This window comes from Granulicella sp. 5B5, from assembly GCF_014083945.1.
Classification (GTDB): domain Bacteria; phylum Acidobacteriota; class Terriglobia; order Terriglobales; family Acidobacteriaceae; genus Granulicella.
Genome location: NZ_CP046444.1, coordinates 1,915,136 through 1,938,497, shown reverse-complemented (window position 1 = coordinate 1,938,497; position 23,362 = coordinate 1,915,136). Strand labels below are relative to the sequence as shown.

The 23,362-nt window shown below is 60.1% G+C and carries 21 protein-coding genes and 1 tRNA gene; 13 read left to right on the top strand and 9 right to left on the bottom strand.

Going from position 1 to position 23,362, the window contains the following annotated elements:
* Positions 1 to 16: 16 nt before the first annotated feature.
* The 8 genes from tyrS to GOB94_RS08085 form a co-directional block, all read right to left on the bottom strand.
* Positions 17 to 1,300 (bottom strand): tyrosine--tRNA ligase, encoded by a 1,284-nt coding sequence (gene tyrS, locus GOB94_RS08120; RefSeq protein WP_182278305.1) that lies wholly within the window; start codon positions 1,298 to 1,300, stop codon positions 17 to 19.
* Between the two features lie 101 nt (positions 1,301 to 1,401).
* Positions 1,402 to 1,719 carry a hypothetical protein gene (locus GOB94_RS08115; RefSeq protein ID WP_255484361.1) on the bottom strand — a complete coding sequence of 106 codons (318 nt, stop codon included), beginning with the start codon at positions 1,717 to 1,719 and terminating at the stop codon, positions 1,402 to 1,404.
* 70 nt (positions 1,720 to 1,789) lie between these two features.
* Entirely contained in the window at positions 1,790 to 2,167 is a 378-nt protein-coding gene (locus GOB94_RS08110; protein ID WP_255484360.1) for a cytochrome c, read from the bottom strand.
* Positions 2,168 to 2,194: 27 nt separating this feature from the next.
* On the bottom strand, positions 2,195 to 3,247 hold the full coding sequence (locus GOB94_RS08105) for a SurA N-terminal domain-containing protein (RefSeq protein WP_182278303.1): 1,053 nt from the start codon (positions 3,245 to 3,247) through the stop codon (positions 2,195 to 2,197).
* Positions 3,248 to 3,330: 83 nt separating this feature from the next.
* Positions 3,331 to 4,488, bottom strand: coding sequence for an acyltransferase (locus GOB94_RS08100; RefSeq protein WP_182278302.1), 1,158 nt, complete (start codon positions 4,486 to 4,488; stop codon positions 3,331 to 3,333).
* A complete protein-coding gene (locus GOB94_RS08095; RefSeq protein ID WP_182278301.1) occupies positions 4,485 to 5,609 on the bottom strand; it encodes an acyltransferase in 1,125 nt (374 codons plus the stop codon). The genes GOB94_RS08100 and GOB94_RS08095 overlap by 4 nt, the downstream gene beginning before the upstream one ends.
* Positions 5,610 to 5,708: 99 nt before the next feature.
* Positions 5,709 to 7,373, bottom strand: coding sequence for a phosphoglycerate dehydrogenase (serA, locus tag GOB94_RS08090; RefSeq protein ID WP_182278300.1), 1,665 nt, complete (start codon positions 7,371 to 7,373; stop codon positions 5,709 to 5,711).
* Between the two features lie 487 nt (positions 7,374 to 7,860).
* Entirely contained in the window at positions 7,861 to 8,601 is a 741-nt protein-coding gene (locus GOB94_RS08085) for a hypothetical protein (protein ID WP_182278299.1), read from the bottom strand.
* 173 nt (positions 8,602 to 8,774) lie between these two features.
* On the opposite strand from GOB94_RS08085, the gene GOB94_RS08080 reads away from it, so the two are divergent.
* The 11 genes from GOB94_RS08080 (at position 8,775) to GOB94_RS08025 (ending at position 19,515) form a co-directional block, all read left to right on the top strand.
* Positions 8,775 to 10,391, top strand: a complete 1,617-nt coding sequence (locus tag GOB94_RS08080; RefSeq protein WP_220465015.1) for a peptidase S10 — start codon at positions 8,775 to 8,777, stop codon at positions 10,389 to 10,391.
* 185 nt (positions 10,392 to 10,576) lie between these two features.
* The gene (locus tag GOB94_RS16855) at positions 10,577 to 11,797 is read left to right on the top strand and encodes a 4-(cytidine 5'-diphospho)-2-C-methyl-D-erythritol kinase (RefSeq protein WP_255484359.1); all 1,221 of its coding nucleotides are present in this window, start codon (positions 10,577 to 10,579) and stop codon (positions 11,795 to 11,797) included.
* A 71-nt stretch (positions 11,798 to 11,868) separates the two neighbouring features.
* Positions 11,869 to 11,942: transfer RNA gene (locus GOB94_RS08065), tRNA-Gln, on the top strand.
* Between the two features lie 485 nt (positions 11,943 to 12,427).
* Positions 12,428 to 13,351, top strand: a complete 924-nt coding sequence (locus GOB94_RS08060) for a ribose-phosphate pyrophosphokinase (RefSeq protein ID WP_220465029.1) — start codon at positions 12,428 to 12,430, stop codon at positions 13,349 to 13,351.
* 122 nt (positions 13,352 to 13,473) lie between these two features.
* Entirely contained in the window at positions 13,474 to 14,145 is a 672-nt protein-coding gene (locus GOB94_RS08055) for a 50S ribosomal protein L25 (RefSeq protein ID WP_182278298.1), read from the top strand.
* Between the two features lie 90 nt (positions 14,146 to 14,235).
* Complete coding sequence (gene pth, locus GOB94_RS08050; RefSeq protein WP_182278297.1) at positions 14,236 to 14,838, top strand: aminoacyl-tRNA hydrolase; 603 nt, start codon at positions 14,236 to 14,238, stop codon at positions 14,836 to 14,838.
* Positions 14,839 to 14,997: 159 nt separating this feature from the next.
* On the top strand, positions 14,998 to 15,483 hold the full coding sequence (gene rpsF / locus GOB94_RS08045; RefSeq protein WP_182278296.1) for a 30S ribosomal protein S6: 486 nt from the start codon (positions 14,998 to 15,000) through the stop codon (positions 15,481 to 15,483).
* A gap of 183 nt (positions 15,484 to 15,666) precedes the next feature.
* Positions 15,667 to 16,047 carry a 30S ribosomal protein S18 gene (gene rpsR, locus GOB94_RS17055; protein WP_182278295.1) on the top strand — a complete coding sequence of 127 codons (381 nt, stop codon included), beginning with the start codon at positions 15,667 to 15,669 and terminating at the stop codon, positions 16,045 to 16,047.
* Positions 16,048 to 16,181: 134 nt separating this feature from the next.
* Positions 16,182 to 16,715: a 50S ribosomal protein L9 gene (gene rplI, locus GOB94_RS08035; protein ID WP_182278294.1), complete on the top strand. Its 534-nt coding sequence runs from the start codon at positions 16,182 to 16,184 to the stop codon at positions 16,713 to 16,715.
* Between the two features lie 268 nt (positions 16,716 to 16,983).
* The gene (locus GOB94_RS08030) at positions 16,984 to 18,333 is read left to right on the top strand and encodes a hypothetical protein (RefSeq protein ID WP_182278293.1); all 1,350 of its coding nucleotides are present in this window, start codon (positions 16,984 to 16,986) and stop codon (positions 18,331 to 18,333) included.
* Positions 18,334 to 18,465: 132 nt separating this feature from the next.
* Complete coding sequence (locus GOB94_RS08025; RefSeq protein ID WP_182278292.1) at positions 18,466 to 19,515, top strand: hypothetical protein; 1,050 nt, start codon at positions 18,466 to 18,468, stop codon at positions 19,513 to 19,515.
* Positions 19,516 to 19,574: 59 nt separating this feature from the next.
* On the opposite strand, the gene GOB94_RS08020 is transcribed toward GOB94_RS08025, so the two are convergent.
* Positions 19,575 to 20,846 carry an ABC transporter permease gene (locus GOB94_RS08020; protein WP_182278291.1) on the bottom strand — a complete coding sequence of 424 codons (1,272 nt, stop codon included), beginning with the start codon at positions 20,844 to 20,846 and terminating at the stop codon, positions 19,575 to 19,577.
* A gap of 438 nt (positions 20,847 to 21,284) precedes the next feature.
* On the opposite strand from GOB94_RS08020, the gene GOB94_RS08015 reads away from it, so the two are divergent.
* Both GOB94_RS08015 and GOB94_RS08010 read left to right on the top strand, forming a co-directional pair.
* The gene (locus GOB94_RS08015) at positions 21,285 to 22,826 is read left to right on the top strand and encodes an FAD-dependent oxidoreductase (RefSeq protein ID WP_182278290.1); all 1,542 of its coding nucleotides are present in this window, start codon (positions 21,285 to 21,287) and stop codon (positions 22,824 to 22,826) included.
* 40 nt (positions 22,827 to 22,866) lie between these two features.
* Complete coding sequence (locus GOB94_RS08010; RefSeq protein ID WP_182278289.1) at positions 22,867 to 23,358, top strand: Rid family hydrolase; 492 nt, start codon at positions 22,867 to 22,869, stop codon at positions 23,356 to 23,358.
* Positions 23,359 to 23,362: the final 4 nt, after the last annotated feature.

Genomic DNA, 23,362 nt, shown 5'->3' with positions numbered 1-23,362 from the left:
TGTACCAAAGATCTCGCTACGCAGCCCAGTTCACGCGCACGGCCTTCTTACCGAGCCGCAGAGTCGGTGTCTTGCCGAGTTCTTCCTGCGTGAGCGTCTTGCCTGTGAACTTGTCCCCATTGATGGAGACGGCGTTCTCCGCGAGCTTGCGTGTAGCTTCACCGGCCGATGCCGCGAGGCCTGCAAGCTGTAGCAGCTTCGCAATGCGGAGGCCGGAACCATCCGCCGCAGGGAGCCCTTCCGACGAGAGCGAGACGGTGACTTCAGGGACGTCCTCTGTCACGCCCTTCTGCTGGAACTGCGTGGCCCAACTTTCGGCGGCAGCATCAGCTTCGGCCTTCGAGTGGAAGTCTGCGGTGATGGAGTGCGCGAGGTCCTTCTTGGCCTGCATCGGATGCAGCTTGCCTTCGGCCACTGAGGCGCGCATGGCATCGATCTGCGACTGCGGCAGGTCGGTAAGGAAGGTCCAGTACTTCCACATCAACTCGTCATTGATGCTCATCAGCTTGCCGTACATCTCTGTTGGCGGTTCCTTGATGCCGATGGCGTTGCCGAGCGACTTGGACATCTTCTGTACGCCGTCGAGACCTTCGAGGATCGGCGTCATCAGGATGATCTGTGGCTTCTGGCCGGCGTCGCGCTGCAGGTCGCGGCCACGCATTAGGTTGAACTTCTGGTCCGTGCCACCGAGCTCGACATCGCACTCGAGTGCGACGGAGTCGTAGCCCTGCGCCATCGGGTACAGCAGCTCATGCACATGGATGGGCTGCTCGTCCTGGAAGCGCTTGTGGAAGTCTTCGCGCTCGAGCATCTGCGAGACGGTGAACTTGGCGGCGAGTTTCACCATGCCCGCATAGCCGAGCTTGTCGAGCCACTCGGAGTTGTAGCGGACTTCGGTCTTATCCTTGTCGAGGATCTTGAAGACCTGCTCTTTGTAGGTCTCGGCGTTGGCGTCGATCTCCTCGCGGGTGAGCGGCTTGCGCGTGACGTTTTTCCCGGTGGGGTCGCCGATGAGAGCGGTGGAGTCGCCGATGAGGAAGATGACGGTGTGACCGAGTTGCTGGAAGTGCTTGAGCTTGCGCATCAGCACGGTGTGACCGAGGTGCAGGTCCGGCGCGGTGGGGTCGAAGCCAGCCTTGATGCGGAGAGGGACGCCGGTTTTGCGCGAGTCTTCGAGGCGCGCGGCGAGGGCGTCGGCAGCGGAGGCCGCGGCAGGCGGAATAATCTCGGCTGCGCCCTTGGTGATGAGGTCGAGCTGCTCGGCGACGGGAGCAAAAGCGGATGCTGTTTCTGTAGACATAGTGGGATTCGTATCGTTGACCGTCAGCTACAAGTATAGAGGCTTGCTGGCGCAGGCCCGCCGGGGCAACTGACGTTGGACGGAGCTCCCGATGGCAGCGGTCAGCGCAGCCGTTCGCGGACTTCGGGGCGGACCAGATAGAGGAAGAAGAGCAGGTCGAAGAAGCCCTGAATGATATATGGCGTGGCGTGGGCCCGGTGGAAGCCGTAGAAGTAGCCAGCGGCCATCAGCAGGCAGCCAGCGGTCACGATCGACCAACCCCAGCGTGCCTGTCGCAGAAGGCCGAAGACGCCGATGACCATCAGGGTGCAGACGCCGAAGATGCTGTAGCGCGCTGCTCCTGTGCCAAAGGTGCCGCGCATTGCCGCGAAGGCGTTGAGCATCGCGATCAGCAACAGGTACATCGCGACCATGGCCATGCCTGGCAGCAGTGGGGGACGGGCGCCGGGGGGAGTTTGCGTGGAGTGGGACATTGCGTTCGGGCCTGGGTTAGAGCGTGTGAAGGTACGCGAGCAGATCGTTGAGATCTTCGGGGTCCATGTTGGGCTGGGCGGGCATCAGGTTGTGGCCGTGCAGGATGGTCTCGGTGACGCGGTCGTCGTTGGCGGGGGCGCCTGAGTGCAGGTACGGCTTTTTGTACATGCTGAGGAGCGATGGGCCGTGCAGTGATCCGTCGCTGCGGTCGTAATGGCAGAGTGAACAGTGCTGCTCGAAGACCTCGTGGCCGCGTGTCTGCTGCGCCGTGAGCTGATCGAGGGGCGTTGGCGGCGGGTACGAGTGGCAGCCTGTGAGGCCTAGCAGACAGACGACGGTGGAGCTGCCTGCGGCGGCCATCGAGCGAAGGCGTTCGACGTAACTAAGCTTCACGGCTCTTGGTCCTCGGGGCACGGTCACCTACTTCGCGACGTCCTTGAAGATCTTTTCAGCCAGGAAGTTTTCTACCTTGGTCTGATCGCGGAGCATCTCGAAGTAAGCTGCCTTGAGCAACTGCGCGCGGCTGTCGTGGAGTTGCTGGCGGATGTTCTGTTGGACACGCGGGTCGGAGAGGTCGCGTTGTCCGGCGGCCTCCCTGCTGATGAGCTTGTAGATGGAGTAACCAGCGACTTTATGGGTCTGGGCGTCGAGCAGTGGAAGGATGTCGGTGGTTTCGCCGGGCTTCAGCTTCACGATCGCCGCATAGGTCGCGGGGTCGCCTTTCATCTGCGACTCGGGAATGAAGCCCATATCGCCGCCGTTGGGAGCAGTATCCTGCCGTTCAGAGAAGTTCGCTGCCAATGTGCCGAAGTCGTCACCCGTGTCGATACGGTTCTTGATGGCCTGGATCTTCTTGCGCGCCTCTTCGTCACCACTCGCTTTGTTGTTCTGCAGGTTGCCGGCCTGGGCTGCGCCCTGATCAGTGACCTGGATTTGCGCGAGATGATACTGCGGCTCGATCAGGTTGAACTCTGCCTTATGCGCGTTGTAGTAGCTCGTCACTTCGGCGTCGGTGACGGTAATGCGCGAGTTGATCTCCTTGTTCAGGAGCTTGCTCTGGGTGAGCGACCGGCGCAGATCATGACGGAGCTCATCCATGGTGAGGTTGGAGGCTTTGAGACGCGTCTGGAACTGCTCCTCGGTGTAAGGGGCCTTCATCTCGACGAGCTTGGCGTCGACATCGGCGTCGCTGGCGGTGAGGTTTTCCTTGGCGGCGCGCTGCTCGACGATCTCTTCGACGATCAGCTCATGAAGGATGTTGAGTTTGAGCGAATCGGCCTGGTCGGGCGAGGGTTGCTGTTGCTGCGGGTTGTTCGCCAGCTGCTGCGTGTAGATCTTGTCGACCTCGGTCTGGAGGATGGGATGACCGTTGACGGTGGCGACGACGCCGTCCTGGGGGCCCTTGTGGCAGCCCGCGAACAGCAGAGAGGATGACAGAAGCAGAAGGGAGGCGTTACGGCGCATCTTGACCATGAGGGGAGGGTTCTTCCTAACCAACAGCGGTGAGACAGAATGAGGTGAGGCTGAGTTGCTACCTCGTTTTACCTGCAGCAAGTCTACAGGATTTGGGAGGGTTGTTGGGGGAGCCGTGGCTCTGCCGGCGTGTGGCGCAGACGGCCACGCAAGCGTTGCAAGGGGAGCTCAAGGGTGTAGCGCAACAGCGTCGCGAAGGCGATGGCGAGGGCAAAGCTGAGGGACCCCGTGAGGGCAAAGCGGTGCGGCCAGATGCGGGTGAGGACGTTCAGGATGAAGTCGTGGCTGAGATACAGAACATAGGAGATCCAGCCGAGGTAGCGCAGGGGCTTCCACTCCAACCAGGCGACCGACGGGTGCTGGATGTTGGGGATGACGAAGCTGAAGATGCCGTACAGAGCCAGGGCCTGGACGGTGTATCGCAGGCTCTCGCGGTAGAGGAAGCTACGTGGAACGAGGGTTGCCAGCAGCAGAAGCACGCAGCCGGCGAAGGCCAGGGTAGTGTGGCGGATCGGGAGGATGGAGCGGTCGGTGCCGCCGTTGGAGCGGGAGAAGACTGGGTTGTGGGTAAGGGCCAGGACTGAGCCCCAGAGGATGGAGTCGAGACGGGCGTCGGTGGCGTAGTAGGTCCAGAGGTGCTGGTTGTGGTGGGTGGTGACGAGGAAGAAGCGCCAGGCGAGCTCCAGCAGGCAGAAGCCGATGAGGAGCCGGGTTTGAGTAGCCTTCGCGAGCCGGGAGCGGACGAGAGCCAGGTACAGCAATGGGAAGAGGATGTAGAAGTGTTCCTCGACCGAGAGCGACCAGATGACGTTCATGCCCAGCGGGACCCAGGCTTTGACGCCGAGCGCCATCGCATAGTTGTAGTAGTAGAAGAGCATGGAGAAGAAGCCGCTGAGGTTTCCCATCGAGTCGTGCTGGACGAAGTGCGCGTAGGCCGCGGCGAGCGCGTAGACGACGTAAAGCGGGAGGAAGATGCGGAGCACGCGGCGCAGATAGAAGTCGCGCAGGACTATGGTTCCTGTGCCTTCTAGCTCGCGGCGGAGCAGCGTGGTGATGAGGTAGCCGCTGAGGAAAAAAAAGATAGTAACGCCGAGGGTGGCCGGGATGTAGTAGCTGACATCGGGGAGCGCATGGGCCCAGAAGACCAGCAGGAAGGCAATGGCACGGATGCCGTCGAGGCCCGGGATGTACGAGCTTCTGCGTACAGCCTGGTCTGCTGTATCTGCATCTGCCCGGCTCATGTGGTCTGCTCCCTTGGTCCAAGGTTGACCGGATTGTTCGGCACGAGGTGACGCAGGCGCGCGCGCAGTCGCTGGACGGGCTGCTCCACTGTGTAGCGCATCAGGGTTGCAAAGCCCAGAGCCGCCGCAAAACCGAACACCACCACTAGAAGGGGATGAGCGGCGAGAGGCGGTTGAATCGCGTACAGGAAGAAGTCGTGGCAGAGGTAAAGAACGTAAGAGGTCCAGCCAATGTAACGCAATGGTAGCCACTCCAGCCAGCGGGCTAACGGGTGGCGAATGTGGCGGATCAAAAAGCTGAAGATGACATAGAGCGTGAGAGGCTGCAGCGTGTAACGCAGAGTTCCGCGATAAAGGTCGCTCCGCGGTATGAGTGTCGCAACAAGTCCAGCTACGGCCAGCAGGAAGCAGAGCAGCTCGTAGTTCCTGGGAAGGATCGAGCGGTCTGTACTGATGGCCGGGTTGTTGCGCACTGCCAGCACCGAACCCCAAAGGATGGAGTCCAGACGAGCGTCGGTGGCAACGTACGTCCACGGCCCAGCTGGTTTGATCCATGCAATCAATACAACGCGCCAGGCAAGTTCGAGCAGGCAAAAGCCGATGAGCAGGCGTGCCTGTGAACGGGCCGAGAGGCCGCGACGCAGCATAGTAAAGTACGCGAGTGGAAAGAGCAGGTAGAAATGCTCTTCGACCGAGAGTGACCAGACGAGTTCCATGCCGGGTGGGGTGAAGGCATGGGCGCGGAGGGCAATTGTGTAGTTGTGGAAGTACAGATAAACACTGGCGAAGCCGAAGAGGTTTCCCGGAGATTGATGGGTAAGGAAGTGCGCGCCGAGCATAGCCAGGGCATAGACGATGTAGAGCGGGATGAAGATGCGGAGCACGCGACGAAGATAGAAGTCGCGCAGGGCGATGGTTCCGGTTGCTGCGAACTCGCGGCGGAGCAGCGTGGTGATGAGGTAACCGCTGAGAAAAAAGAAGATGGTGACGCCGAGCGTTGCTGGTATGTAGTAGCTGAGGCCAAGGAGCGCATGTGCGGAAAAAACCAGAAGAAAGGCGATGGCGCGGATACCGTCGAGGCCGGGGATGTAGCTGCTGGGTTTTGAGGCGGCAGATGGCAAACGACAGACCTCAGTGGGTGTTGGGTCAATCGTACATGGGTGGAAAAGCAAACACCTTCACGCGGTTGCATGAAGGTGCCTGGTGGGACAGCGTATTGCTTACAGCGCGCCGAGTTCGACGACGCGGACGCTGGTGATGGACTCGACCTTGCGGAGATCTGCGATGGCCTTGTCTAGGTCGGCCTGCGCGGGTGTGTCCAGCTGGACGACGGCGAGGGCCTGGCCGCCGGGGGTGTTGCGGCTCCGGCCGAGCGCGAAGTTGGCGATGTTCAGCTTCGCCTCGCCGAGGATGGTGCCGATGCGGCCGATGACGCCGGGGACATCCTGGTTGCGGATGATGACGAGGGTTCCGGCGAGCTCGGCTTCGACGTCGATGCCGTCGTAGGAGAGCAGGCGCGGGGAGTGGCCGTGGAGGACGGTGGCGACGCCGCTCCAGGTGCCCTCGTCGGTCTTGCTGCCTTCGCCCTTGCGGGACCAGTGGAGAGCGAGGCGGAGCGTGGAGCCGGTGCCGCCGGAGACGTGCTCGCGCTTGTCCTCCTGCACGCGGATGCCGCGCTCGGCGGCAGCGGCGGAGGCGTTGATGCGGTTGACGGCGTCGGCGCCGTGCAGCACGCCGGCGATGGCGGCGTTGCGGATCATGTCGGTCTTGAGCTGGGCGAGGCGGCCGTTGAAAGTGAGCGAGATGCTCTCTACCGAACCCGTAGCCGCAGCGCTTCCGCCAGTGTTGGTGTTGCCGGTGGAACCGGCGGCGTGGCCGAGGAGCTTGCCGAGGCGGTTGGCCATCTCGATGTAGGGGGATACCTCGGCGTACTCCTCCTCGGTGAGGGAGGCGACGTTGACGGCGTTCTGGACGACGCCGAGCTTGAGGTAGTCGCGGACCTGGTTGGCGAGCTGGATGCCGATGGCCTCCTGCGCTTCGTCGGTGGAGCCGGCGATGTGCGGGGAGAGAAGGACGTTGTCGAGGCCGAAGTAGGGCGAATCCTTGAGGGGTTCCTGGCGGAAGACGTCGAGCGCCGCGCCGGCGACGTGGCCGGACTTGATGGCCTCGGCGAGCGCCTCGTCGACGATGAGCTCGCCGCGGGCGCAGTTGATGATGCGGATGCCCTTCTTCATGATGGCGATCGAGGTCTGGTTGATGAGGCCTTCGGTCTGCGGCGTGAGGCCGACGTGCAGCGAGAGGTAGTCGGACTGGCCGAAGATGTCGTCGATGGGAACGAGCGTGATGCCGTTCTCGCGGGCGATGACGGGCGCGATGAAGGGGTCGTAGCCGAGGAGCTCCATGCCGAAGGCCTTGGCGCGGCGGGCGACCTCAAGGCCGATGCGGCCGCAGCCGATGATGCCGAGCGTCTTGCCGCGTAGCTCGGAGCCCTGCAGGGACTTTTTGTCCCATTTGGCCTGGTGCATGCCCGCGTTGGCCTGCGGGATCTTGCGGCACATGGAGATCATTAAACCAAGGGTGAGTTCGGCGACGGCGACGGCGTTGGCGCCGGGGGTGTTCATGACCACGATGCCGCGCTTGGTGGCCTCGGCGGCGTCGATGTTGTCCACGCCGACGCCGGCGCGGCCGATGATGCGGAGCTTCGGAGCGGCGGCGAGCAGTTTGGCGTCTGCCTGCACGGCGGAGCGGACGATGAGGGCGTCGGCGTCGGCCAGCTCGGCGGGCAGGTCGGTGATCTTGTCGGCGGTGACGCAGTTCCAGCCGGGTTCCTTCTGCAGGATGGCGAGCGTGGCGGGCGAGACTTTTTCGGCGAGGACGATCTTCAAGGCTGCTTCTCCAAAGGGTTCTGACGTCGCGGTCAGCGATCTAGGCACACTTACCTACAGTGTACTTGGGCGGACGCAGCGGTGTGGAGGGATACCCCTCCCCCCTCCCTATGTAGCGGAGGTATCTAGCAGAATCAGCGACTTACGGGGTGATCCCGAGGGTAAGTGGCTGATTCTGTATATGGTTACGGGTATGATATAGGAAATAAAGGGGATAGAGGACAGGGGGATAGAGGATAGAGCGAACGGTGATTGGTTTGTGGCTTCAGTTGCCAGTTTGCCAGTTATCCAGTGAGCCAGTTTGGTTCCTACTTCCAGTATAGAAGGTGAGAGTGGGAAAAGTGTTTTTGGTTTTGGGGTGTAAGTGGTTTTGATTGTGATGGTTGAGGGGGTGGGGAGGTTATGTGGGGTTGACAGAGGTTTTTGTTCAGATATTCAGATAAGAGCTACGAGGAGTCGAGTCGAGAGTAATAAGAGGCTAAGCGAGTTAGTGCTTGAGGACGTCGAGGCACTGGGCGTCGTACTGCTGGACGAACTGCTTGAGCGTTGAGAGCTGGATTTTGACGGCGGCGTTGTCGTGGAGGAGGTGGGTGTACTCCTCGGCGGGGAGATGGCTGGGGTCGATGCCCATTTCGAAGGGAACTTCGGAGAGGAAATCCGCTTTGCCGGTTTCGATGGCGTTCTGGTTGACGAGGCTGGAGAGCATGTAGAGGTCGGAGTAGCGCTGGACCTCGTTGTAGGGCATGAAGCCGAGGGCTCCGGTGTCACGGGCGGTGCGCCAGGCGGCATCGGAGAGCGATTCGAAGTCCATGCTGTTGTTGACGCTGAGGTGGTGGGCGTCGGGGTGGGCCTGCAGGGTGTGGATGGTGTCGATGTTGTTCTGCTGGTTCTGGATGTTCTTGGCGAGGAGGTTGAGGTCGTCCTGCGCGGCCTTGTGGTTGGCTTCGAGCTCGATGCGGATGTTCTCGCGGGCTTCGTGGACGAGGTGGACGTTGTGGATGTGCTCGACGAGGGCCTCAAGGGAGAGCGCGATGAAGAGGCCGATGGTGACGATGGTGAGGTGGATGGCGAAGTCGCGCCAGGTGTGGACAGGTTCGTGGGGGGCGTGGACGTCCATCGGGGGCTCCTGCTTGCTGTGTTGGAGGTAGTTTAGCGCGATGGTGATGCGGGTGGCGTCATCCCAATCATGCCGCGATGATGCCGCGTCATGATTGGGGCACCCCGGCATGGTTCATCCCACCTTAGCGACGATGAGGCTGTCGCGAAGATGGGGCACCCAGCAGTAAGGAAGGTAGAGCACTTGGCAGTAAGGAAGATGGGGCATCGAGATTGTTGTTGTGCGGTGGGATTGTGTCCTTATGATGGTGGGAAGTTTTCTAAACGACATGGAGGAGAGTGCGGATGATGCGACGTGCGTGGTTGGCTGCGTTGGTATGTGGTTGCGTGAGCGTGATGGCGGCGCAAGAGAAGCCGGCAGAGAAGACGGCTGCTCCTGCGGTAGAGATGGCTCCAGCGGACTCGGTGACGACAGGATCGGTGGAGGTGAGTGGGAAGGCGATTGACTATAGGGCTGTCGCCGGGACGCTTACCGTGGGCGCGACCGATACGCAGGACGCGATGCTGGGGCTGGATGGGAAGTGGCTGAAGGACAGCGGCGTTGGTCTGCCCACGAAGCCGGAAGACCAGCCGGCGACGGCGCGGATGTTCTATACGGCATACTTTGCGAAGGGCGCGGACATGGGGACGCGTCCGATTACGTTTATCTATAACGGCGGGCCGGGGTCGGCGACGATGTATCTGCATATGGGCGCGTTTGGGCCGAGGCGGATTGTGACGACCGACGTGCAACATGATGAGGGCGGACCGTACAAGCTGGTGAACAACAACTACAGCCTGCTGGATGCGAGCGACCTGGTGTTTATCGACGCGCCGGGGACGGGGTTCAGCCGGGTGATGGGTAAGGACGCGGGCAAGGCGTTCTATGGCACGGATCCGGATGGCAAGGCGTTCGATAGGTTCATCCGGCGGTTTTTGACGAAGTATGACCGCTGGAAGAGCCCGAAGTTCCTGTTTGGCGAGAGCTATGGGACGACGCGCGATGCGGTGCTGGTGAAGGACCTGTCGAGCGATGGGGTGGATGTGAACGGGGTGGTGTTCCTGAGCCAGATTTTGAACTTCGATGACTCGGCGGATGGGGCGCTGGTGAATCCGGGGACGGAGAACCGGTTCTACCTGTCGCTGCCGAGCTTTGCGGCGACGGCGTGGTATCACCACAAGGTTCCGAATGCGCCGGCGACGCTGGAGCCCTGGCTGCATGAGGTGGAACAGTATGCGCTGGGTGAGTATGCGACGGCGCTGATTCAAGGATCTGATTTAAGCGAGGCGAAGAAGGCGGAGATCGCGAGCAAGCTGGAGAGCTATACGGGCGTTCCGGCGAAGACGTGGATCAAGGCCGACCTGCGGCTTTCGGGCGGGGAGTTCGCACAGCTGCTGCAGGGCGACCAGTCGATTACGACAGGGCGGCTGGATACCCGGTATGAAGGGCCGGCGGTGAACCCGATGGCGGCGGATGCAGGGTATGACGCGTTTACGCAGTCGATTACGTCGGCGTACCAGGCGGGGATCAATGCGTATGCTCGCGAGGATTTGAAGTATGGCGAGAACATGACGTACAAGCCGAGCGCACGTGACCCGAACTTTAACTGGGTGCTGCGGCATCGGGTGCAGGGGGCGGGATGGCCGGAGGCGAGCGTGAACGTGATGAACGACCTGGCGGAGACGATGGTCAAGAACCCGAAGCTGCATGTGCTGCTGATGGGCGGCTACTACGACCTGGGGACGCTGTACTTCGGGGCGGAGTATGAGATGAAACACCTGGCGGTTCCGGCGTCGCTGGAGAAGAACATCGACTATAAGTTCTTTGAGACAGGGCACATGGTGTATGTGAACGAAGAGGCGCTGAAGGGGCTGCACGAGCGGACAGCGGCGTTTATCCGGGCGAATGAGAAGGGGCAATAGCCCGGCGGGCAAGGCAGTTGAGAGAGGCTGAAACGGTGTCCCGAGGGGACGCCGTTTCGGCTTTTAGCGGGGTTTTGCCGGTCGAGTAGTAGGGTCATGCGACATGGCCCTTTTTGCAGGAAGCCGAGGCTGTGTGGCCATGAGCTTCGGCACTTGCGGTGGTGAGTCGATAGAATGACAGAGCGATGTCGACACGAGTGCGTTCGTTTTGCAAGATCAACCTGGGGTTGGCGGTGGGTCCGGCGCGGGCTGATGGGTTTCATGGGCTGACGACGGTGTACCAGACGCTGGGGCTGCATGATGTGGTAACGGTGTCGGCACAGCGTGCGGCGAAGACTGTGGTGCGGTTGCACTCAGAGCACCCAGGAGTGCCGAGCACGGCCGAGGGGAACGCTGAACGGAATACGGCGTGGAAGATGGTGGCGGGCGCGCTAGAGCGATTGGGGATCAGCGCTGAGGTGGAGATCGAGATCGAGAAGAAGCTGCCGGTGCAGGGCGGGCTGGGTGCGGGGTCTGCGAATGCGGCGGCCGCGTTGCTGGGGCTGGAGCGGGAACTGGGTGTCGCGCTGGACGGGGCGGAGCGGTTGAAGCTGGCGGCGGAGGTGGGATCGGATGTGCCGCTGTTTTTGCTGGGTGGGACGGTGCTGGGGCTGGGACGCGGTGAAGAGGTTTATCCGCTGCCGGAGTCGGAACCTGTGCATTGCGTGGTGGCTGTGCCGGGGGTGGGGGTGTCGACGGCGCTGGCGTTTCGCGAGCTGGATGCCCGGATGGGATTGGTTCCTCCGGGGCTAAAGCCCCTTGAATCTTCAGGCGGGCATAACGTACGGGCTGAAGCCCGTACCCTTCAAAGCGAAGCCCGTCCTCTTCAAGTTCAAGGCGAAAAGTCTCCCCTTCAAGAGGAAGGCCGTCCTTTTCAAGGCGAGAAAGTCTTAGCTTCAGGAAGCACGGAAGTGCCGATGGCGACGCAGGCTTTGACTTTTCAACAGGGGGAGGGTAGACTCAAAGAGTTGAGCTATGCCCTTGCAGCTGTCTGGACACAGACTGGCGCTGAGGCTGGCCCCTCCGGTATCGCCCGGCCTGAGAGTTCAGGCAGTCAAGGCGATCTGGCCGAGAATCCTCTTCTCGCGCTTGTCCGCACCGGGATCGAGAACGACTTCGAAGAGGTCGTGTTCTCACAGCATCCCTCCTTGCGTTCAACCAAGCGTGATTTGTTGGGAAGTTCGGATGATTCCGGTGACGGCTGCGTGTATGCGGCTTTATCGGGCAGCGGCTCGGCGTTGTTTGGTCTGTATGAGACCAGGGCAGCGGCGGAGGCGGCTCAACAACGTGTGCAGGCGAACGGCACGCGGGCGATCCTGACGGAGACCCTGCCTCGCCGGGAGTACTGGCGAACCATGTTCGTCTAACTGCACATGAGGTTCGCAGAGTAGCAGTTCGCGAGAGCTGTGCCGGTTTGGATGAAGTGCACCGGGATTACTGGGCGATCGACTAACGGTAGGTCAAGTGCCTTTGACGCACTCAGTCCAGGTTCGAATCCTGGTCGCCCAACCAACCTGAGTCGGTCGATTGAGTTGGGAACAACTCCTGCGCAGCCAGTAGTGAAGGGAACTTTGATTTTTTAGGCAGCCGCAAATGTGCTGCCAGGGAATTTGTAAGGCCCGCTCAAAAAGTGCCGGAAGATCCGGAGAGCGGGAGCAAGCATAAGAAGTTTCGGCGCAGCAAGCGGAGCCAACAGGGCCGCCGGGCGCCAAGAAGAAGCCGAAGTCTTAGAGCAACAACGCAGTAAAGACGAGCAGTAGTTGAAGCATCCATAAGGTCAACCAGCCTGGAGGATTCAAAACGTGAGTGAACGAGACACGACTGCGGTTTCTTCCCCGAGTTCTACGCAAGAGGACCCCAAGATACCGGCCCAGGCCGGCGGGGTCCCCGCGAAGCAAGCTGCTGAGGCGAATGCGCCGGCAACCTCTGCTTCCGGAGGGAAAGCTCCTACGGAGAAAAAGAAGTCTTCGAAGCTTTCCGAAGATAAGCGCTTCAAGATCTTCTCCGGCTCGGCAAACCGGCCGTTGACGGAGGAGGTCGGCAAATTTCTGGGCGTACCCGTCGGAGAGACACGGCTACAACGGTTCTCCGACGGCGAAACCCACTTTCAGCTCCTTGAAAATGTGCGCGGTGTGGATGTGTTCGTTGTGCAGCCCACATGCCACCCGGTGGACCAGAACCTGGTCGAACTGCTGATTATGATGGACGCGCTCAGGCGCGCATCGGCAGGAAGAATCACCGCGGTGGTGCCGTATTACGGCTACGCGCGCCAAGATCGCAAAGACCGGCCACGCGTGGCGATCACGTCGAAGCTGGTTGCGGACCTTCTGGTGACCGCGGGTGCAAATCGCGCATTGTTCGTCGATTTGCATGCAGCGCAGATCCAGGGGTTCTTCAATATTCCGGTAGACCATCTGTTTGCCAGCCCGGTGCTGGTGGGGTACTTCCGGGATTTGAACCTGCCGAACCTGACCGTGGTGAGCCCGGATGCAGGTGGCGTGGAGCGCGCAAGGTTCTTTGCGCAGAAGCTTGAAGTGCCGCTGGCGATCGTGGACAAGCGGCGAACCGACATCAACGTCACAGAAGTGATGAACGTGATCGGTGAGGTGAAGGGCAAGACGTGCCTGATCCTCGATGACATTGTGGATACGGCAGGCACGCTGTGCAAGACAGCAGATGCGCTGCTGAAGCAGGGCGCCGAACAGGTGTACGCATGCGCATCGCATGCGGTGCTGAGCGGGCCGGCGGTAGAGAGAATTGCGAACTCCGGACTGAAGGAGCTGGTGGTAACCAACACCATTCCTTTGTCGGAGGCCGCGCAGAAGGTTGGCAAGATCAAGGTGCTTTCGATTGCAGGCCTGCTGGGCAGGGCGATCGAGGGCATTCATATGGAGACGAGCATCAGCAGTCTCTTCAACTGAGGCAGGGAATAGGGAGTAGGGCGCAGGGAATAGAAACCCGCCCCGAGACCAGATTTCGATATCGAGCAGCATAAGAGCTGCAAAGGGAGCGAGCGAGGCTCGTGCCCGAAAGGAAGATGACAATGGCAAGCAAGACGGTTGAGTCAGTAGCGGCAACGCCCCGTACGGGCACCTTCAACAAGAACCACGCACGCCGCGTGCGCGTGCAGGGGCTGATCCCTGCGGTTGTGTATGGCGCCGGCCAGGAGTCGATGGCGATTACGGTTGATCCGAAGGTGATCACGAAGATCCTGTACTCGGAGTCGGGTCACAATACGATTTTCGACCTGGCCATTGAGGGCACGGGTGTGACGAAGGCGATGATCGTGGACTGGCAGCATGAGCCGATCAAGGGCAAGCTGCTGCACATCGACCTGAAGCGCATTGCGATGGACAAGATGATGCGCGTGAGCGTGCCGGTGCAGTTGGTGGGCGTCCCGACGGGTGTGAAGAACTCCGGCGGCATGCTGAGCCAGGTGCTGCACGAGGTCGAGATCGAGTGCCTGCCGAACGACATCCCGAGCCACATTGACGTGGATGTGACGGGCCTGGAGGTGCATGGCGCGATCCACGTCTCCGACCTGCCGCACAACAAGTCGATGAAGTTCCTTGGCGACGAGCACGCGATGGTTGCGCATGTGACCTTGCTGAAGGAAGAGGCAGCGGCTGAGCCGGTTGCCGGCGCGACGGAGCCTGAGGTCGCGAAGAAGGGCAAGCAGGATGCGACGGCTGATGCCGGCGCTGCGAAGAAGTAGTAGAGGAACAGTGAGTAGACAGTAGACAGTAGACAGTAGAAATCACTGCTTGCTGCTGTCTACTGTCTGGCTCGCCGAAGGTGAGCGCGCTTGAAGCTGATTGTCGGTCTTGGGAACCCTGGTCCGGAGTATGCGACGACGCCACACAATGCCGGGTTCCTGGCGATCGACCGCATTGCTGAAGTTTGCAATGTGCAGGTGAGTAACTTTCGCGGCCGTGCGATGACCGCGAAGACGAAGTGGATGGGACATGAGGTTCTGCTGGCGAAGCCGGGAACGTTCATGAACCTGAGCGGGCTGTCAGTCGCCGCTCTGCTGGAAGAGCTGGAGCTTGGCGTTGAGGATTTGATCGTCCTTTACGATGAGCTGGCCATACCGTTGGGCACGCTGCGGATACGCGAGCGAGGTTCGGCGGGAGGACACAACGGAGTGAAGTCGATCTCCGGCGTGCTGGGCACGGAAGAGTGGACGCGGGTCCGGATCGGAGTGGGCAAACCACCGCTTGAATCCGGACGCGAGGTGAAGGCAGGCGGTACTAGTTATCTGCTGGCTCCCATGAGAAACAAGGAGCTGGCGGCGTTGGATGAAGTGCTCGACGAGGCGGTACGCGCGGTCGAGGTTGTGTTGACGAAGGGTGTCAGCGCGGCGATGAGTGAGTTCAACCGCAAGGTTGGGCCTGAAGGCAGTGAGTAGACAGTAGTGAGTAGAGAGTAGAGAAGAGCGCGAAAGATTTGCGCTGGCTTTGAAACAGAACTTTCTGCTCGTTAAGGACAGCAGTGATCTTCCATACCGGTTTCGGTCGGAAGCAGAACCGAAGCGGTGCGGGGCAGAACCCCGCAGAAAGAAGTACCCATGAATCGCACCTACGAAATTATGTTTATCGTGCGGCCCGATGTTGAAGAGGCCGAGATCGACAAGTTGATCGACACCTTCAGCGGCTACATCACGGACGGCGGTGGAGCTGTGACCAACAGCCGCGTCGAGCAGAAGATGGGCCGTCGCCGCCTGGCATACACGGTGAACAAGTTCAACGACGGTTTTTACATCCTGCTGCTCGTTGAGGCGCCCGCGTCGCTGGTCTCGGAGATCGAGCGTCGTCTGCGCGTAAGCGAGCCAGTGATCAAGTTCATCACGGTGCGCATGGACGAGGAGAACAAGCGCGTGGCGAAGATCAAGGCCCACCGCGATGCGCATGTGAAGCGTAGCGCGCTGCCGCAGGTGAACGCGGAGGCTGCGGTGGAAGTTCCGGCTGCTGTGACCGAGCCTGTTGCTGCCGAACCTGTTGCTGCCGAGCCTGCCGCTGCTGAAGCCGCAGAGCCAGTGGCCGCGCAGGTCTAGCAAGAACAAGAGTTTCGCAGAGCGCTCAACGCGCTCTGCCGATGAGGACGAGAGCAACGCTGCAGAGTGCTTCCGAAGGTCAGAGAGAGTGGCCGAGTCCAGAGATTCCAATGCGAGTCTGGAGCAAGCGCAGCAGAACCGGTTCAGCGAGCAATGCCGCTGAGCAGACAAAGGACAAGCAACATGGCTGATGAGATTGTGAATCAAGCAGCAACTCCGGCGGCAGCTGCCGGTGAGGGCGCCGCGCCGGCGCCGCGTACGGGTGGCTACCAGGGTTCGCGCCCGAGTGGACCGCGTCCTCCGCGCCCGGCGGGTGCAGGAGCAGGCGGTCCTGGCGGCGGCCGGAAGTTCTTCCGCCGCAAGAAGGTTTGCAAGTTCACGGTGGAGAAGATCGACACGATCAGCTACCGCGATGTGCGCCTGCTGCAGCAGTTCGTGAGCGACCGCGGCAAGATCATTCCGCGCCGGTTGAGCGGCACGAGCGCTCCGTTCCAGCGCAAGCTGACGCGCGCCATCAAGCAGGCCCGCGCGATCGCGCTTCTGCCGTACGCGGCGAAGTACTAGTTGGCGCAGCTCCAGCCCTGAAGGGCAAGGAGTTTGCGGCTCGGGTTCCGTGGGCTGAAGTCCACGGCTACTCCGAAGAACAGATTGAGTGCCTCGCTGCGGTGCCTAGACGAGGTGAGAATCGGAGATGTGTCATGGAAGTGATTCTGAAGGAAGATGTAAACAAGCTGGGCCACCGCGGCGATGTGGTGAAGGTCGCGGACGGCTACGGGCGCAACTACCTGCTGCCGTACAAGCTGGCCATTGAGGCCACGGTGGCGAACAAGGCTGTCATCGAGCAGATGAAGGCTTCGGCGATCCGCAAGTCGGCGTCGGAGAAGGGCGGAGCCGAGGAACTGGCGGCGAAGCTGAACGAGCTGGTGCTGACGTTCGAGCGCAAGACGGGCGAGAACGATCACCTGTTCGGTTCGGTGACGAGCCAGGACATCGCGCACGAGCTCGAGCTGCAGGGCTACCCTGTCGATCGCCGCAAGATCCACCTGGAGAACCCGCTGCGCACGATCGGCGAGTTCCATGTACCGATCAAGCTGCACCGCGAGGTGAGCGCTCACCTGCAGGTGACGATCAAGAGCGATGCGCCGGAGAAGGCCGCGGAGGAGAGCGATGCGCTCGCCGATACCGTGTTCAAGTCGACCTATACGGGCGAGCTGGACTGGGACCGCGACTAGTTCTATTGCAGGAACTGCAATGCAAAGCCCACGACTCCGATTGGAGCGTGGGCTTTGTTGTGGTTATTGGGGCTGGTTGTAATCTGGTTACATGGAGCAGAGCGGTAACAAATTATTGGCTGAGTCGAGAGCATGGTATGTTGCGGAAATTGTGTGCGCAGCCATCGCATTCCTATGTGCCCTTCTGGCGGTATGTGCGGCTCAAAGGTGGCCTCTGGCTGGAGATGAAGGGATATTCCACCACATCGTGTTCTCTATGCAGCATGGCATGAAGCCCTACGTCGATATTAAAGATCTGAATTTTCCGGGGGCCTATTTTCTGGATGCCTTCGTGATGTGTGCGCTAGGTGCCGCTGGAGGTGGAGAGCGCATATACGACTTGCTGCTGTGCGCTGCAGCCGGAATCGGCTTTATTTTAGGTGTGGGAAGAACACGCTGGGCCCATGTCGCCGGGATGATCGCCGGGAGCCTTCTTCTTCTGATCCACCTTCAAGACGGTTTGGCGCAGGAGGGGCAACGCGATTTTGCCATGGCTGTTTTGGCGGTGTTGGCTTGCAGCTTTTACCTGAGGCTGCAAAAGCGCCGCATCGTTGCGTTGATCGCATACGAATTGCTAGTGGGCTGCATTTTCATTCTTAAGCCGACGTTAGCCCTGATGTTCCTTGTGCCGCTGGTGGCTACCTGTTTTGATGAAGAGAGGCCATCAGCCGGGCAAGTGGCTGGAGCTAGCGTGGTGAGCGCGTTGATCGCGCCAATGTTGGCGTGGTTTTGGCTGATGCATGAGCATGCGGGCAAGGCGTTTCTCGACAACTTGCGCACGATAGGGACCATGCATGCCGAGTTACCGCGCAGAGGCATCCTCTACCTTTGTGTCCATGCGGGGTCGCCGGTGGCGGCGTTTTTTGTACTTTGGATCGCATTTGCTATTGTCAATGGCCGGTGGCGGAGCCCTGAGCGCATCGTGACCGGGCTGGCAGTTTTATGTGGATTTACTTCGTACCTTGCGCAGGGGAAGGGGCTCCCGTATCAACGGTATCCATTTCTTGCTCTGCTTCTTTTAGCTCTGTTTGTGGAGATAGAGCGTGCGCGAACGCGTTCTAAACAAGGGACATTAACTGCCCTGGCTATCTATGCGGTGGTGGCGCTGTGGCTATGTCCGGGGATGCTACGGAAGATTCGCTCTTTCGAAGCTGTTGCGCCATTGGAGACGGCACTTAGCAGCCAACTTGAGATGTTGGGGGTGAAAAGGGACTCCTCGGTACAGTGCGTGGATACCTTCAATGGTTGCCTGACGACGTTGTATGAGATGGGCGTGGTTCAGAGCAGCGGGTATCTCTATGATTGCTACCTGTTTCAGGGGGGAGGTGCGCTACAGGCTCAGTATCGGGATGCCTACCTTGCAGACCTAAAGCGCAGGAGGCCGCAATTTGTAGTGGTGATCGATCAGAACTGCTTTGTGCCTGATCCTGGATTTCGTCGTTTGCAACAGTGGCCGGAGTTCTCCGATTTCTTATCCAAACAGTATTCGTTGCGAACGATATCTGTTTCCTCCCAAGAGTATCTGCTTTGGAACAGGCGCGAACGACGTCCAGGATTCGAGGTGTACAGCCTTCGGTAATATCGCGAGGCGAATATTTACTGGGCATGCTCGATGCGGCGGGATATCCTTGCTCTTGGTAACGCGATCTTCAATTGAAACTATTTGAATTCATTGTGTTTACCTATCTCATTCACACATGGAGCAATTTTCGTGAAGACAAGTATTCGTAACATTCCAGCTAAACTAGGCCTGCTTTTTGGTGCACTCGTTTTGATATCCGGAGTCGCCGCAGCGCAGATATTTCCTGCATTTGCATCACCGGCTGACGTACAAAGCAGCGTTCCGTTTGTCAACTATGGAGTTTCGGCAGTACAAGCACCCAACGGGCTTTATAGCACTGCCCTTCTGGCCACGTACACAATCCAGGATAATCTTCTAGGTTATTCCGTGATGCCAGATGGTTTGACGCCTGCATATAGCGGGGGAGCAGGCAGCGGGCTGCCAAATATCGACTGCGACGCACCCACACCTTCTACATGTGCTGCAACCGTGACTGTTTTCAATGGGGTGATTTACATCGCATATGCGGATGCAAGCACGCGAGGACTGGATATTGTGACCGCCACGCCTGTTAGCGGGAACGTTGGATATCAGTTTCAGCTAGTTCAGCAGTTCAACAGCGTACAGTTGACGACCTCGCCCGGAGTTGCGGTATTCAATAACCAGCTTATTTATATCTATGGAACGAGCAGCGTCTCGGGCATAAATAATGCTTTCTTCGAAACAACGTTTGACGGCACGAACTGGACACAGCCCTCTGATGCGAACTTGGGGGCCAATAACCCGAACCTACGCATTGCCAGTGCTTCTCAGCCAGCCCTAGCGGTGCTTAATGGAACGTTGCACATGTGTACCCAGCAGAACAATTCCAGCCATAATTTGTTCCTCTATTACAGCCCAGATGGAGTTACATGGTATCCCAGTGTAGGTCAGTACGGAGAGGACTCAAGCCTGCAAGTCGGTGGCGGCGCAACGATGGTTGCGATAGGGAATACTTTGGTTTTAGCTAACCAACAGAACAACTCTAATCATGCTCTGTTCATCTTCAGCTCGACGGATGGAGTTAATTGGACCGCCCAAGAGTACTCTGGCATCAAAGTGGGGGCTACTCCCGCAATTGCATTGTTCAACGGTGATGTGTCTTTAGCGTTCCAAACAAACAACGCAACTACGCTGTCAACGGATATTGCTGCGCAATAGAAACAACAGTGTTTACCGAATGAGCCATGCCTCGGCATAGATAAAACTCTGGGGCATGGCTATTCGTACTTGAGGGTGTCGACGGGATTGAGGGCGGCGGCGCGGTTGGCGGGGAGCGTGCCGAAGATGACGCCGACGATGACCGAGGTCGCGAGGGCGATGACCGCGCTCCACATATTGACGGGGATGGCGAAGTCGGTGAAGAAGCCGACGCTGAAGGGGATCGCCAAGCCGATGACAGTGCCGATGAGGCCGCCGGAGAGAGACATGAAGACGCTTTCGGTGAGGAACTGAAGGCGGATCTCGCGGCCGGTGGCGCCGAGGGCCTTGCGGATGCCGATCTCCTTGATGCGGGACTGGACGTTGGCGAGCATGGAGTTCATGATGCCGACGCCGGCCACGATGAGCGTGATGAGCGAGGCCAGCAGCATCACGATGGTGAGCATGTGCGTGACCTGATCCAAGGTGTGCAGGATGTCAGTGAGCGTTTGCGCTTTATAGACGCTGGTGTTGCGGTGACGGTCGTGGATGATCTGAGTGATGCGCGCGGCGGCGGGCTCGACCTCAGAGGGTGTGGCCATGGAGAAGAAGATCTCTTTGAGGGTGTCGGAGCCGGTGAAGTAGCGAGCGACTTCGTAGGGCACGAGCATGGTGTGTTCGGAGATTTCAGAGTTGCCGAAGGTGTCGATGCTCTCTTTGAAGACGCCGATGACGGTGAAGGGGATACCGCGGACGGAGACGGTGCGGCCGATGGCGGCGCCGTCGGAACCGAAGAGCTCTCGTGCCATGTTGTAGACAACTACGGCGACGTGGGCGTGGGTCTCGGCATCTTCACTGTCGAAGAAGCGGCCGGCGAGGACCTTGAGGTTGCGGACCTCTTTGTACTGCGGGCTGACGCCGAGCAGCATGGCGTCTTTGCTGATGCCGTTGCCGATCGCGATGCGGTCGTGGTACTCGAGCATGGGTGAGCTGGCGACGATGCCGGGGACCTGGTCGTCGACGGCCTTCATGTCCTCGCGGGTCATGTAGTCGGGCGTGGAGACGTTGTTGGGGCCCATGACTTCGCCGCCGGAGTATTGCATCTCGACCTTGTTGGGGCCGAGGCCGGCGATGGTGTCGTGCGCATACTGCTGGCCGGTGAGGCCGACGGTGGCGACGAGCACGATGGCCGCCGAGCCGATGACCATGCCGAGCATGGTGAGCAGAAAACGGGTCTTGCTGGCGCGGAAGCTGTCGACGGCGAGATTGAGGGTCTCGCGAAAGGAGACAGTGGAGCGTGCGCTGCGGAGCGTGCTGTCGAAGGTGTCGCGGGTTGGGGTTGCGGTGACCATGAGGCGGTGTCGCTGCGGCGCTCCGTGCGCTGTTCTTAAAGGGTAGCAGTTCCAGAGAGTTGGATGCGGCGGAGAGGCGGGCGTTTCGGGAAAGATGAGTAAGGCGCACTGATGGCGAGAAGGATGAAGGTGGCGTCATGCAAGGGTGATGGGGGTCACAGGTTGGACGAGGACGGGGGAGTGTATAACTGAAGTCACCGCCCTGAATCGTTGTATTGCACCGTTGCGATGTGGGCGAGGTTCTCCGCTGCCGCCGCTTGAGGCCACGATGCCCGCGGATGGCAGGGCTCGATTGAGATTCCCAGTATGCCGTGTATGAGCTTGTTATGGGCCGAAGAGGTAATTTCGGCGCGTAGGAGCCATCGTTCGATTTGGAACCGCGGATAACCGCTTGCGAAGGCGAGGCGGCTGTCCGAAGCCACAAAGAAAGGTTGATGGATGAGTGTAACTCGACGGGATTTTCTGACACGCGTTGGGCAGCTTGGCGGCTATAGCGCGACGTTCGCAACGATGCAGGCGCTGGGTCTGCTGCCGATGAAGGCCGAGGCGCCGGTGACGGTGCAGGCCGCAGCGGGTGTGGGCAAGGGCAAGAAGATTGTGGTGGCGGGAGCGGGTGTCGCAGGGCTGGTGACGGCGTATGAGGCGAAGAAGCTTGGCTACGAGGTGACGGTGCTGGAGCCGATGTCGCGGCCGGGTGGGCGCGTGTGGACGGGCCGCCAGGGCGACACGATCGAGTTTGTCGATGGGACGAAGCAGACGATCGAGTGGAGCAAGGGGCTGTATCAGAACATGGGAGCTGGGCGGCTGCCGTCGATTCATGGGACGACGCTGGGGTATGTGCGCGAGTTCGGTATCCCGATGGAGATCGAGGTCAATACGTCGCGGTCGACGCTGCTGCAGAACGACAAGGTGAATGGCGGCAAAGCGTATACGCAGCGGAAGGTGGTCAACGATACGCGCGGGCATGTGAGCGAGCTGCTGAGCAAGTGCGTGATGGGCGGGGCTCTCGACCAGGCGCTGACAGGCGAGGACAAGCTGAAGCTCTACGAGATGCTGCAGTACTACGGCCCGCTGGACAGGACGGGCAAATACAAGGGATCGGACCGCGCGGACATCAAGCAGTATCCGGGGGCGGGGCCGAAGGAGATGATCGTGAATGAAGACACGATCCCTTTGGACACGCTGCTGAAGGCGAACTTTCTGGGCTATGAGATGTACGAGGAGGCGTGGGACTGGCAGGCGACGATGTTCCAGCCGGTGGGCGGGATGGACGCGATCCCGATGGCGTTTGCGAAGCGGCTGGGACCGGCGTTGAAGCTGAATTCGCCGGTGACCGCGATTGCGAAGACCGGCAATGGCGTGACGGTGAGCTATACGCAGCATGGCGCGGAGCACCATATAGAAGCCGATTATTGCGTGAGCGCGATGCCTCTGACGATCCTGCGGAAGATCAAGGCGGATCTCGATCCTGCGCATCGCAATGCGGTGGAGAAGGCGAACTATCGCGGGTCGTACAAGATTCCGTGGGAGGCGCCGCGGTTCTGGGAGAAGGACTACAACATCTATGGCGGGCTGTCGTTCCTGTCTCAGGGTGTGAGCCCGCTGTGGTATCCGTCGGCGAATTTGTTCTCGGACCGCGGGATCCTGGTGGCCGGGTATCAGGACGAGTCGATTGGCGGGCTGGACAAGATGACGCTGCCGCAGGTTTTCGAGAAGTCGAAGGAGAGCGTGGAACGGCTGCATCCGGGACACAGCAAGGAGCTGGAGAAACCGGTGTTCATGTCGTGGCGGCGGATGAAGTGGTTCGAGGGCTCGTGGATCGGCGCTCAACCGGCGGCGGAGTATGACGTGATGTGTCAGCCGGATGGACCGATCTATTTTGCCGGCGATGCGATGAGCCACGTGGTCGGATGGCAGGAGGGCGCGCTGTTGAGTGGGATTCGTGCGCTGCAGATGATCAGTGATCGCGTGAAGGGGTAAAAAAGCAGGGAATAGAGAGTAGGAGTACAAGGAGATGGCGATGAAGTCGAGGAATTGGATGATGGGGGCGGTGCTGCTGGCTGCTTCGTGTGTTGGGGCGCAGGCGCAGACGAAGGTGACGCGGGTATATGGGCCTCCGCAGCAGAAGTTTGCGAATGCGGTGTGGGCGGGCGACACGCTGTATGTGGCCGGGCAGATGGCTTCGCCGATTACGCCAGCGGACAGGGCCAAGGGCACTCCCGCGGTGTATGGCGATACCAAGATGCAGACCCTGAGCGCGCTAACGACGATTGAGAAGATCCTGAAGTCGCAGGGTCTGACGATGGGTGACGTGGTGCAGATGGATGTGTTTATGGCACCGGACCCAGCGACAGGAAAGATGGACTTCGCGGGGATGAATGAGGCCTATAGCCAGTTCTTCGGCACGGCGGAGCAGCCGAACAAGCCGGTGCGCGCGGCGATGCAGGTGGCCGCGCTGGCGACAAGCTGGGGGCTGGTGGAGATCCAGGTTGTCGCGGTGAAGAGCAAGTAGCAGG

Excerpts from the sequence above, each read along its gene's own strand:
- GOB94_RS08015 (WP_182278290.1), top strand. The coding sequence starts at position 21,285 with ATGAGTGTAACTCGACGGGATTTTCTGACACGCGTTGGGCAGCTTGGC.
- GOB94_RS08030 (WP_182278293.1), top strand. The coding sequence starts at position 16,984 with ATGAAGCCCTACGTCGATATTAAAGATCTGAATTTTCCGGGGGCCTAT.
- GOB94_RS08115 (WP_255484361.1), bottom strand. The coding sequence starts at position 1,719 with ATGGCCATGGTCGCGATGTACCTGTTGCTGATCGCGATGCTCAACGCC.
- rplI (WP_182278294.1), top strand. The coding sequence starts at position 16,182 with ATGGAAGTGATTCTGAAGGAAGATGTAAACAAGCTGGGCCACCGCGGC.
- rpsF (WP_182278296.1), top strand. The coding sequence starts at position 14,998 with ATGAATCGCACCTACGAAATTATGTTTATCGTGCGGCCCGATGTTGAA.
- GOB94_RS16855 (WP_255484359.1), top strand. The coding sequence starts at position 10,577 with ATGTCGACACGAGTGCGTTCGTTTTGCAAGATCAACCTGGGGTTGGCG.
- GOB94_RS08085 (WP_182278299.1), bottom strand. The coding sequence starts at position 8,601 with ATGCCGGGGTGCCCCAATCATGACGCGGCATCATCGCGGCATGATTGG.
- rpsR (WP_182278295.1), top strand. The coding sequence starts at position 15,667 with ATGGCTGATGAGATTGTGAATCAAGCAGCAACTCCGGCGGCAGCTGCC.
- GOB94_RS08055 (WP_182278298.1), top strand. The coding sequence starts at position 13,474 with ATGGCAAGCAAGACGGTTGAGTCAGTAGCGGCAACGCCCCGTACGGGC.
- GOB94_RS08080 (WP_220465015.1), top strand. The coding sequence starts at position 8,775 with ATGATGCGACGTGCGTGGTTGGCTGCGTTGGTATGTGGTTGCGTGAGC.
- GOB94_RS08010 (WP_182278289.1), top strand. The coding sequence starts at position 22,867 with ATGAAGTCGAGGAATTGGATGATGGGGGCGGTGCTGCTGGCTGCTTCG.
- GOB94_RS08105 (WP_182278303.1), bottom strand. The coding sequence starts at position 3,247 with ATGGTCAAGATGCGCCGTAACGCCTCCCTTCTGCTTCTGTCATCCTCT.
- GOB94_RS08020 (WP_182278291.1), bottom strand. The coding sequence starts at position 20,846 with ATGGTCACCGCAACCCCAACCCGCGACACCTTCGACAGCACGCTCCGC.
- GOB94_RS08100 (WP_182278302.1), bottom strand. The coding sequence starts at position 4,488 with ATGAGCCGGGCAGATGCAGATACAGCAGACCAGGCTGTACGCAGAAGC.
- tyrS (WP_182278305.1), bottom strand. The coding sequence starts at position 1,300 with ATGTCTACAGAAACAGCATCCGCTTTTGCTCCCGTCGCCGAGCAGCTC.